This is a genomic window from Aeromicrobium stalagmiti, from assembly GCF_013283745.1.
GTDB lineage: Bacteria > Actinomycetota > Actinomycetes > Propionibacteriales > Nocardioidaceae > Aeromicrobium > Aeromicrobium stalagmiti.
Genome location: NZ_JABSTZ010000001.1, coordinates 1,816,402 through 1,827,143, shown reverse-complemented (window position 1 = coordinate 1,827,143; position 10,742 = coordinate 1,816,402). Strand labels below are relative to the sequence as shown.

Sequence of the window (10,742 nt, the reverse complement as noted above, 5' to 3'; positions counted from 1 at the left end):
TTATCCATCGATCATCACAGCAAGCCGAAGCTCACCGCAGGTCTCGACGGGGTACTACTAATTAATCTCGTCGACTTTTGGCACACTGTTGAGTTCTCAAGGATCAGACGCTCACCACACCCAAACCAAGAAAACCTTGATCCAGAAGCGGGGCAACTCGTCCAACTTACACGGTTCGTTTTCACCGGTCAAAACCCGGGTCGGTCACCATGCACAGCCCCCGTTATCAGCGATCCGTCTCCTGAAACCCACAAGGTTCCGTGCCGTTGACCGTTTCGGTGAAGCTGGTTAGAAGGCTGAGTGCCAGGCGTTTCGGCCTGTCATCTCGCTGCGCTGTCCAACAAGAAGAACACTACCGGACGCCTTTTGAGAACACCAAATCGGGGGTACCCCTTGTCGTCCGCTCGCCCCCACGTCACCCGATCCGGCCTGATATTGCAGGGTCGGCGATCAGTCTGTCTCGTGAGCAGCGCGTGCAGCACCCCGATCAAGCCCCCATCCGTCGATGCGAACTAGGTTGTCCAGATGCCCTCACGCCACGCCCCCGACCTGCGCGGAACAGCTCTTCCCGAGGGGTCGTCAGGGTGGATACGCGTCCGGGGCGCGCGCGAGCACAACCTGCGCGACGTCGACGTCGACCTCCCCCGCGACTGCTTCGTCGTCTTCACCGGGGTGTCCGGGTCGGGCAAGTCGTCCTTGGCCTTCGGCACGGTGTTCGCCGAGTCGCAGCGCCGCTTCTTCGAGTCGGTCGCCCCGTACGCCCGCCGGCTGATGTCCCAGGTGGGGGCGCCCGCCGTCGACACGATCGACGGTCTCCCCACTGCCGTCGCCCTGCAGCAGGCGCGCGGCGCTGCCAGCACCCGCTCGACCCTCGGCACGCTGAGCTCGCTGTCGGACGTCCTGCGGCTCCTCTACAGCCGTGCCGGCACCTATCCCGCGGGCGCCGACCACCTGCCGGCCTCGGCCTTCTCCCCCAACACCGCCGTCGGCGCCTGCCCGACGTGTCACGGCAGCGGAGTCGCGCGGCGGACAACCGAGGCGCTGCTGGTCCCCGACCCGGCGTTGACGATCGACGAGGGCGCGATCGGCGTGTGGGCCAACAAGGCGTGGGTCGGCCTCAACGTGCGTCGCATGGTCACCAAGCTCGGGATGGACATCCACGCTCCCTGGCACACCCTCCCCCAGGCCGATCGGGACTGGCTGCTCTTCACCGACGAGGAGCCGCGCATGCTCCTGCAGGGCAACAAGCAGGGCGAGGCCAGCGCCTATCACGGGCACTGGTCGTCGGCCGAGAAGTATCTGCTGCGCAACCTCGCCAAGACGCAGTCGCCCACCCAGCGGGAGAAGCTCGAGGCGTTCATCGCCGAGGGTCCCTGCCCGACGTGCCGCGGCAAGCGACTGCGCCCGGCGGCCCTCGCCGTGACGTTCGCCGGGGTGGACATCGCCGATCTGGCGGCCATGCCGTTGTCGGACGTCTGCGCCCTGCTGGAGACGGGGCTCGAGGAGCAGTCCCGTGGCACCGATCGACACGGGGCAGCCGCCTCGACGGCCGCCCGGTCGTTGGTCAAGGACTTCCGGGCCCGGGTCGACGCGATCATCGACCTCGGACTGGGCTACCTGTCGATGGACCGGTCGAGCACGGCCCTCTCCCCCGGCGAGCTGCAGCGGGTACGCCTCGCAGGCCAGCTGCGGGCAGGGCTGTTCGGTGTCCTCTACGTGCTCGACGAGCCGTCGGCCGGCCTGCACCCCGCCGACTCCGAGGCGCTGTACGCCGCGCTGCGGCAGCTGGTCGCGGCCGGCAACTCGCTCTTCGTCGTCGAGCACGACCTGTCCATCGCCCGTCACGCCGACTGGGTCGTCGACGTCGGCCCGAGCGCCGGCGTGCTGGGTGGCCACGTCGTGCACAGCGGACCACCCGGCGCGCTGGCCGAGGTCGCCGACTCGGCCACCGCCGAGTTCATGTTCGACCGCACGGCGGCACCGACCCTGTCGGACCGGGAGCCCACCGGCTGGCTCGAGCTCGAGCACCTGTCGCGGCACAACCTGCAGGACGTCACCGTCCGCCTGCCCATCGGGGTCATGACCGCCATCACCGGTGTCTCGGGGTCGGGCAAGTCGTCCCTGCTCGCAGAGGTCGTCAGCCGCCTCGAGGAGTCGGGCTCTTCGTCCGAGCAGCCCCGGCGCATCATCTCGATCGACCAGAAGCCGATCGGCCGGTCGCCCCGCTCGAACCTCGCGACCTACACCGGCCTGTTCGACGCGGTGCGGCGGCTCTTCGCGGCCACCCCGGAGGCCCGCGAGCGGGACTGGCCGGCAGGACGCTTCTCATTCAACGTCGAGGCCGGCCGCTGCCCGACCTGCGAGGGCGAGGGGTTCATCGCCATCGAGCTGGTCTTCCTCCCGACGAGCTACTCGACGTGTCCGACGTGCCACGGCTCGCGCTACAACCCCGAGACGCTGCAGGTGCACCTGCAAGGTCGCGACATCGGCGAGGTGCTCGCGATGACCGTGCAGGAGGCCGCCGCGTTCTTCGAGGACACCCCGTCGATCCACCGATCCCTGTCCACGCTGCTCGACGTCGGGCTCGGCTATCTGACCCTGGGCCAGCCGGCGACCGAGCTGTCGGGCGGCGAGGCCCAGCGCATCAAGCTCGCGACCGAGCTGCAGCGTCCCCGCCGGGAGAACACGGTCTTCGTCCTCGACGAGCCCACCGGCGGCCTCCATCCGGTCAACGTCCGCGACCTGGTGCGCGTGCTCGGGCGGCTCGTGGACGCCGGTGACACCGTCATCACCGTGGAGCACGACATGCAGGTCGTCGCGGCGGCCGACTGGGTCGTCGAGCTGGGCCCCGGCGGTGGTGACCGCGGCGGCACCGTGGTGGCGTCCGCCACGCCCGCCGACCTCCTGGACGTGGCCGACAGCATCACGGCCCCCTACCTGCGTCGAGCACTCTCGCGCTGAGGCCTCGCAGTCCCTAGGCTGACCGGCATGCACCGGATCTTCACCACGAGCGTCAGCTCGGTGTACCCCCACTACGTCGCCAAGGCGGAGAAGAAGGGGCGCACGCAGGCCGAGGTCGACGAGGTCTTCCGCTGGCTGACCGGGTTCGACCAGGCCACGTTGACCGGGCACCTCGAGGCAGGCACGACGTTCGAGGACTTCTTCGCCGCTGCGCCGCTGAACCCGAACGCCGCGCTGATCACCGGCGTGGTCTGCGGAGTGCGTGTCGAGGACGTCGAGGACCCCCTGATGCAGAAGATCCGCTACCTCGACAAGCTCGTGGATGAGCTGGCCCGGGGCAAGGCGATGGAGAAGATCCTGCGGGACTGACACGACGACGAGGAGGCCGATGATGCCGGTGCTGGGAGTGGGCGGGATCTTCTTCCGCGCGAACGACCCGGATGGCTTGAGCGCGTGGTACCGCGAGCACCTCGGGATCGGTGCCGGATGCGCCGCCGAGGGCACCGGGCCGGTCGACGAGTGGTCGTGGACCGTGCAGGGAGGCCCCCTGGTCTTCGCGCCGTTCGAGGCCGGGACGGACTACTGGCCCGCGGACCAGCAGTTCATGCTCAACCTGCGCGTCAGCGACCTCGACGGGTTGCTCGACGAGCTCCGGGCCGCTGGGATCGCCGTCACCGTGGATCCTTCGTGGGACTCACCGGAGACTGGCCGGTTCGCGCGGGTCAACGATCCGGAGGGCCACCCGATCGAGCTGTGGGAGCCGCCGCCGGCGTGAGCGGTCACCTCCCGACGGGCACCCGAGCGGATCGGCTGCCCACCGAAGCTCCCGGGACACTGACCGGCAGACTGGCAGCATGACCAATCTGTTCTGGCCGGGCGACGAGCGCGCCGGTGACCTGATGTCCGAGGCCTCCCTGCTCGAGGCCATGGTGCGGGTCGAGGCCGCCTGGCTCGACGCCCTCGTCGACACCGGCCTGGCACCTGCGTCCAGCGACAGCGACCTGACCGCTGTCGTGACGGCCGACGACGTGGAGCGGGTGGCCGCAGCGGCCGAGTCCGGCGGCAACCCGGTCATCCCCCTGGTCACGCTGCTGCGGTCGCGGGTCAGCATCGACGCCGCGCGGTGGCTGCACCGGGGGCTGACCAGCCAGGACGTCCTCGACACTGCCCTGGTGCTCGCCACGCGCGACGTCCTCGACCGGCTGCTCGACGAGCTGCGGTCGCAGGTCATCGCCCTGTCGATCCTCGCCGAGCGCCATGCCGAGACGCCGATGGTCGGCCGCACGCTGACCCAGCACGCCGTGCCCACGACCTTCGGGGCCGTGGTCGCCACATGGCTCGACGGCATCGTCGACGCGACCGAGCTGGTCGTCGACGCCCGCTCGCTGCTGCCCGTCCAGCTCGGCGGTGCGGTCGGCACGCTCGCGGCGACGACCGAGCTCGCCGCGCTGCGGGGGCTGTCCGACCCGGCCTCGGTCGCGCACGAGGTCGTGACGATCGCTGCCGAGTCGCTCGGCCTGCGGGTCATCCGCCCGTGGCACACCTCGCGCGCACCCCTGACCCGCACCGCCGACGCCCTCGTGACCTGCACGGATGCCTGGGGACACGTGGCGACCGACGTCGCCACGTTGTCGCGCACCGAGATCGGCGAGCTGGCCGAGCCCTCGGTCGACGGTCGAGGCGGGTCGTCGACGATGCCGCACAAGCACAACCCCGTGCTGTCGGTGCTCGTGCGCCGCGCTGCGCTCGCCGCTCCCGCCCTCGGGTCCACGATGCACCTGGCCTCGGCCACCGCCGGCGACCAGCGCCCCGACGGCGCCTGGCACACCGAGTGGGCGACCCTGCGCACGATCGCGCGGCGCACCGCCGTCGCCGCCTCCCAGACCACCGAGCTGCTGCAGGGCCTGCACGTCAACGCGGCCCGCATGGGCGCGACGCTCGACGAGTCGGCCGACGACGTCCTCGCCGAGCGACGCGGGGTCGCCGACCTCGTCGACGCGAAGCACGACCCCGACCCCGCCACCTATCTGGGCATCACGCTCGACATCGTCGCCGGCGCGGTCGATCGGGCCCGCATCTTCCTGGAGGAGAACGCGTGACCGTCCCACAGATCACCGCCGTCCGCCTCGGCGGGTCGCCCCAGCTGCCGCTGCTGGTGCTCGGCCCGTCACTGGGCACGTCGGCCCGCACCCTGTGGTCCAGGGCAGCCACCCACCTGGCCGACCGGTTCGAGGTCATCGCCTGGGACCTGCCGGGCCACGGCAGCAACCTGCTCGTCGGGCAGCCGTTCACGATGGCCGAGCTCGCGGCAGGAGTGCTCGCCATGGTCGACGACATGCTCGCCGAGCGCGGCACCGTCGACACGTCGTTCGTCTATGCCGGGGACTCGGTCGGTGGAGCCGTCGGCCTGCACCTGCTGCTCGATGCCCCGGGCCGCGTCGACTCCGCCGTCCTCGTCTCCACCGGTGCCGTGATCGGCGAGCCCGGAGCCTGGCACGAGCGCGCCGCGACTGTCAGGGCCTCCGGCACCCCGGCCGTGCTCGAGGGCTCGGCCAGCCGGTGGTTCGCTCCCGGCTTCCTGCAGCGGGAGCCCGAGACCGGGTCTGCGCTGCTGCAGGCCCTGCAGGACGCGGACCGCGAGGGCTACGCCCAGGTGTGCGAGGCGCTCGCCGGGCACGACGTCCGCGACCGCCTCGGGCGCATCGGAGTCCGCGTCCTGGCGATCGCCGGACGCGATGACGTCCCGACCCCTGTGGCGTCGCTGCAGGAGATCGCCGACGGCGTCCGCAACGGGCGCCTCGTCGTGCTCGACGACGTCGCGCACCTCCCCCCTGCCGAGGCGCCGGCCGAGGTGGCGCGGCTGGTCCGCGATCATGCCGACGGCGTCCTCGCCGACGCACCGCGCACCCTCACGACGGTCGACGAGGTCAGGCAGGCTGGTGCGGCCGTGCGCCGGCAGGTGCTGGGCGACGCCCACGTCGACCGCGCGACCGCGGCCTCGACCGACTTCACGGCTGACTTCCAGGACCTCATCACTCAATACGCCTGGGGATCGATCTGGACCCGACCGGGGCTCGACCGCCGCAGCCGCTCACTGATCACCCTCACCGCACTCGTGGCTCGCGGCCACCATGAGGAGCTCGCGATGCACGTCCGCGCAGCCCGCACCAACGGCCTGACCAACGACGAGATCAAGGAGCTGCTGCTCCAGACCGCGATCTACTGCGGTGTCCCCGACGCCAACACCGCGTTCCGCATCGCGCAGCGGGTACTCGACGAGATGGACACCGCACCAACCAACTCACCCGAAGGACATGCATGACCTCGATCAGCACTCCCGGCCGCGCACTCGTCGTCGGAGCCACCGGCATCATCGGCCAGGCCCTCAGCAACCAGCTCGTCGCAGCGGGCTGGGCGACGTACGGGCTGTCCCGCAGCGGCGGGGCCGTGCCCGGCGTGACACCGGTGGCGGCCGACCTGGCCGATCCGGACACGCTCGCCACGGCTCTCGACACAGTCAGCCCCGACCTCGTCGCCATCACGGCCTGGACCCGCCAGCCGACCGAGCAGGAGAACATCGCGGTCAACGGCGCGGCCGTGCGCCACGTGCTCGCTGCACTCGAGCCGGCCGGGTCGATGCGCCACGTGGCCCTGATGACGGGGCTCAAGCACTACCTGGGCCCGTTCGAGGCGTACGGCGAGGGCAACCTCCCGGACACGCCGTTCCGCGAGGAGTCGCCACGTCTGGACCACCCGAACTTCTACTACGCGCAGGAGGACGAGCTCTTCGCCTCCGCCCGACGCAACGGCTTCGGCTGGAGCGTCCACCGGTCGCACACGGTCTTCGGCTTCGCGACGGGCAACGCCATGAACATGGCGCTGACCCTCTCGGTCTACGCGACGATCTGCAAGGAGCTGGGGCAGCCCTTCGTGTTCCCCGGATCGCAGCTGCAGTGGGACGGACTCACCGACGTGACCGACGCCGACCTGCTCGCCGAGCAGATCATCTGGGCCGCGACCCACGACGCCGGACGCGACGAGGCGTTCAACATCGCCAACGGCGACGTGTTCCGCTGGCGCTCGCTGTGGCCCCGGATCGCCGAACACTTCGGCGTCGAGTGGGAGGGGTTCGACGGCGCCCCGCGGCCGCTGGAGCCGGCGATGGCCGACATGGGAGACACGTGGCGACGCATCGCGGCGCAGCACGGTCTCGTCGAGGCCGACGTCACCCGTCTCGCGTCGTGGTGGCACACCGACGGCGACCTCGGTCGTACGGTCGAGAGCCTCACGGACATGAACAAGAGCCGCGCCGCGGGATTTCTCGGCTTCCGCGACACGCGCGAGAGCTTCTTCGAGCACGTCGCGCGCTACCGCGCTGCGCGCATCATCCCCTGAGACGCGCCGCGGCCTCGGGTCACTGCGCCAGGGCGTCGTCGATCGCCTGGACGAACTCCTCGGTGGTCGCCGGCGCCAGGCGCTCTCCGTTGAGGAAGAACGACGGAGTGCCGGTGACGCCGAGCCGGGTCCCGTCGTCCACGTCCTTCTGCACGCGGGCGGCGACCTCCGGGCTGGCGACCTCGGCGTCGTACTGCGCCATGTCGAGCCCCAGGTCCTCGGCATACCCGCGGAACAGCGCTGCCTTGGAGTCCTGCGACTCGCCCCACTCGGCCTGCGTGTCGTACATCCGCTGGTACATCTGCTCGAGCTTGCCCTGACGGGCTGCGGACTCCACGGCGAAGGCGGCGTCGTCGGCGTTGCGGTGCCCCGGGAGCGGGAAGTAGCGGAGCACGAACGTCACCTTGCCGTCGTACTGCTCGCGCAGCTGCTCGACGAAGGGATAGGCCGCAGCGCACGCCTCGCACTCGAAGTCGAGGAACTCCACGAGGGTGACCTTGCCGTCCTCGGCCGTGGCCAGGCGATGGCTGTCGGCCCGGACGGTCGTGTCGGCGCGCTCGGCCGCGTCGGCCGGCTCGGGAGAGGTGAGGGCTCGGACGGTGAGCACGCCGGCGATCAGCGCGACGACGACCGCCGTGAGGGCGAGCGGGATCGCGGTCTGTCGGGTCATGGTCTTCATGAGGTCCTCCGGTCGAGGTCGAGCGCGACGAACGTCGGCTCGCTGGTGTCGGAGCAGCAGCCTCCCTGGCAGTCGGTGCATCCGCAGCCGTCGTCGGCCTCGGCACCGCGCCCGATCGGGGAGCAGCAGCCCTCACCCCGCCAGGCCTCGATGCCTTCCCGAGCGGCCACCACCGCGATGACCAGCCCCGCGATCGGGTCGGCCCAGGACCACCCGAGGGTCGCGTTGAGCAGCAGACCGACCAGCAGCACCGCCGACAGATAGGTGCAGAGCAACGTCTGCGTGCCGTCGGCGTAGACGGCGTTGGACCCCAGCGCCTTGCCGGTGCGCCGTTGGGCGTGCGAGATGAACGGCATGACGACGAGCGACACCGCGGCCAGGACGATGCCGACCGTGGAGGCGTCGGCGTCAGAGCCGGCGACGAGGCCGCGGATCGACTCGAACCCGACGTAGGCGGCCAGGGCGAAGAACGAGAACGCGAGCAGGCGCAGCGCCTGACGCTCGCGCGACTCCGGGATCCGGTGGGAGAACTGCCACAGGATGATCAGGCCGCTCGAGACCTCCACGACGGAGTCGAGGCCGAACCCGACGAGGGCCACCGACCCCGCCACGAGCCCGGCCGAGATGGCGACGGCGGCCTCGACCACGTTGTAGGTCACCGAGAACCCGGCCAGCATCTTCGCGCGCCGGCCCAGGCGCGCCCTGGTCTGCTGATCGAGGTCAGACATCGGCGTCGACCCCGTGGTTGGGGCACAGCGCGACGGCGTAGCCCGTCAGGTCCAGCAGCTTCTCGGCCGCGGCGAGGAGCTCGGTCGTGGCCTCCGGATGGGTCACGCTGAACACCGAGGCCCGTCCCTGCGGCCGCGAGGTGACGAGTCCACAGTCCTTCAGGCAGGCCAGGTGCTGGGAGACCGTCGACTGCGCCAGACCCAGGTGCTCGGTCAGCTCGACGACCCGGTGCTCCCCCGTCAGCAGGTGCTGCAGGATCGCCAGGCGGGACCGGTCGCCGAATCCGTGGAACAGGCACGCTGCGGCTGTCAGGGGCGCTTCGACCTCAGGCTCCAGCACCTGCAGCGGCATCGTCATGTGACGATGATATCTGCCGGGAGGTGGTGGTCGGCGTCCGGCATCAGCGGTAGGTGCGGGCCCAATGGCCCTCGATCCGGGCCCTCGTCCCCTGCCCGCGCCGGGCAGCCGCGACCAGAGTCACCTCATGACCTCAACTCACCCCGGCGAGCAGACCGCCACGCGGACACCCGGCGTGCGAGGGATCGCGCTGATCGTCCTTCTGGTGGGCATGGTGGTCGGAGCCGTCATCACTGCCGTGACCCTGGCCGGGGACAGCCCGCCGAGCACCAGCCCGTCCGCGCAGCTCGCGCGGGTCGAGAGCTCGTGCCGCGACTGGAACGCGTCGCAGGACGGACCGGACGACGAGCGGTGGTGCACCGACATGTTCACCTGGATGGAGGATCGGTCGGGCGGGTCGATGATGGGCTCGATGATGTGGCGCAGCCCCGAGCGCATGGACCGCTACTGCCGCGAGTGGGTCGACCAAGGACGTGCTGATGCCAGACTCTCGGGTCACCAGCACTGCGGCCTCATGGTCGACTGGATGAACCAGCACATGCCCAACCGCGGCGGGAGCTGGATGATGCGGGCCGGGTGAGCTCGTCTGCGGAGTCGCGTTCGGAGCGCGCAGCCGGGCCGGCTCAGCCGCGAGAGCGCCCCGGCGACCGTCCGAACGCCTCGCGGAACGCGTCGTAGAAGCTGCTGACCGAGCCGAAGCCGGACGCCATCGCCACGGCGGCGACGTCTTGATCGGCCCACGCGGGATCGCGCAGACGCACCGCGGCCCGTTCCAGCCGTGCCTCGCGGATCAGCTTCGACGGGGTGGTGCCGGTCGCGGCCAGCACCACCTGGACGTGGCGCGGCGACCATCCGAGCTGCGCGGCCAACGTCGTCGGGGTCAGAGCGGGGTCGTCGCAGGTACGGCGCACCAGCTCGGCCGCCGCCGCCACCAACGACGGCCTCGCGCGGTCGCGGCCCGGCTCCCGTCCCATCAGGGAGGCGAGTGACTCCGCCAGCGCGATGAAGTCCGCCGCATCCAGCGACTCTCGCTCGTGCGAGATCTGCCTCATCATCGCGAGAGCCACCGCTCCCGCGCCCGCCGTCAGGTCGACCGTCCGGGGCGTCCGGGGGTCGAGCCCTCGTGACAACCGGTCCGGGGGCACGCTCAGCACCCACGCCCGAGCCGCCCGGTCGTGCGCGATCGTGAACGCGCTCGCCATCGACACCATCGCGGCGCTTCCGGAGCCCAGGTCGAGCTGGCGCCCGTCGGCCTCCACCCTGAACCTGCCCCCGCGCGGCACGAGGATCCTGATCGTCTCGTCACCGTCACGACGTGCGTCACGGGGACGTCGACGGTAGGCGACCGCATCCGACCAGAACTCGACCAGCTGCAGGTCGCCGGCGCGCTGGACGACTGTCGTGCCGGCGAACTCCGACGGCGCAGACGGCTGCAGGTCCAGCATGCCGTGGTTGCGCCGCACCTCGTCGGTCCACACGTCGAGCTGGTCCCCGTGCGCGGTGGACTCGGTGCTGAGACCGGTCACCGCGTAGTCGCGCAGGGGGGATGTCGTGGTCATCGACATGGCCTCCTTGGGCGGCGTGCGCACATCCGGAAGGACCGTGCGTCCAGCCGGAGGCC

At 70.9% G+C, this 10,742-nt stretch carries 11 protein-coding genes; 7 read left to right on the top strand and 4 right to left on the bottom strand.

Going from position 1 to position 10,742, the window contains the following annotated elements; translation table 11 throughout:
• Positions 1-525: 525 nt before the first annotated feature.
• The 6 genes from HQK15_RS09025 to HQK15_RS09000 all read left to right on the top strand — a co-directional run bounded on the left by HQK15_RS09025 (position 526) and on the right by HQK15_RS09000 (position 7,356).
• Positions 526-2,961, top strand: a complete 2,436-nt coding sequence (locus HQK15_RS09025) for an ATP-binding cassette domain-containing protein (protein WP_173491009.1) — start codon at positions 526-528, stop codon at positions 2,959-2,961.
• Between the two features lie 27 nt (positions 2,962-2,988).
• The gene (locus HQK15_RS09020) at positions 2,989-3,330 is read left to right on the top strand and encodes a DUF2200 domain-containing protein (protein WP_173491008.1); all 342 of its coding nucleotides are present in this window, start codon (positions 2,989-2,991) and stop codon (positions 3,328-3,330) included.
• Between the two features lie 22 nt (positions 3,331-3,352).
• A complete protein-coding gene (locus HQK15_RS09015; protein WP_173491007.1) occupies positions 3,353-3,736 on the top strand; it encodes a VOC family protein in 384 nt (127 codons plus the stop codon).
• A gap of 79 nt (positions 3,737-3,815) precedes the next feature.
• Positions 3,816-5,060, top strand: a complete 1,245-nt coding sequence (locus tag HQK15_RS09010) for a lyase family protein (protein WP_173491006.1) — start codon at positions 3,816-3,818, stop codon at positions 5,058-5,060.
• A complete protein-coding gene (gene pcaDC / locus HQK15_RS19225) occupies positions 5,057-6,283 on the top strand; it encodes a bifunctional 3-oxoadipate enol-lactonase/4-carboxymuconolactone decarboxylase PcaDC (protein ID WP_173491005.1) in 1,227 nt (408 codons plus the stop codon). Before HQK15_RS09010 ends, pcaDC begins: the two co-directional genes overlap by 4 nt.
• Positions 6,280-7,356 carry an SDR family oxidoreductase gene (locus tag HQK15_RS09000; protein ID WP_173491004.1) on the top strand — a complete coding sequence of 359 codons (1,077 nt, stop codon included), beginning with the start codon at positions 6,280-6,282 and terminating at the stop codon, positions 7,354-7,356. The genes pcaDC and HQK15_RS09000 overlap by 4 nt, the downstream gene beginning before the upstream one ends.
• 19 nt (positions 7,357-7,375) lie before the next feature.
• On the opposite strand, the gene HQK15_RS08995 is transcribed toward HQK15_RS09000, so the two are convergent.
• Genes HQK15_RS08995 through HQK15_RS08985 form a run of 3 tightly spaced genes read right to left on the bottom strand, consistent with a single transcriptional unit; the run spans position 7,376 to position 9,121 of the window.
• A complete protein-coding gene (locus HQK15_RS08995) occupies positions 7,376-8,035 on the bottom strand; it encodes a DsbA family protein (RefSeq protein ID WP_254450685.1) in 660 nt (219 codons plus the stop codon).
• On the bottom strand, positions 8,032-8,763 hold the full coding sequence (locus HQK15_RS08990; protein ID WP_173491003.1) for a cation diffusion facilitator family transporter: 732 nt from the start codon (positions 8,761-8,763) through the stop codon (positions 8,032-8,034). Before HQK15_RS08990 ends, HQK15_RS08995 begins: the two co-directional genes overlap by 4 nt.
• Complete coding sequence (locus tag HQK15_RS08985; RefSeq protein ID WP_217361376.1) at positions 8,756-9,121, bottom strand: ArsR/SmtB family transcription factor; 366 nt, start codon at positions 9,119-9,121, stop codon at positions 8,756-8,758. The genes HQK15_RS08990 and HQK15_RS08985 overlap by 8 nt, the downstream gene beginning before the upstream one ends.
• Positions 9,122-9,248: 127 nt before the next feature.
• Between HQK15_RS08985 and HQK15_RS08980 the strand changes: the two genes are divergently transcribed.
• Positions 9,249-9,701, top strand: a complete 453-nt coding sequence (locus HQK15_RS08980; protein ID WP_173491002.1) for a hypothetical protein — start codon at positions 9,249-9,251, stop codon at positions 9,699-9,701.
• Between the two features lie 43 nt (positions 9,702-9,744).
• Here HQK15_RS08980 and HQK15_RS08975 read toward each other — a convergent pair whose 3' ends face one another.
• Positions 9,745-10,680: a helix-turn-helix transcriptional regulator gene (locus HQK15_RS08975; protein ID WP_173491001.1), complete on the bottom strand. Its 936-nt coding sequence runs from the start codon at positions 10,678-10,680 to the stop codon at positions 9,745-9,747.
• Between the last annotated feature and the right edge of the window lie 62 nt (positions 10,681-10,742).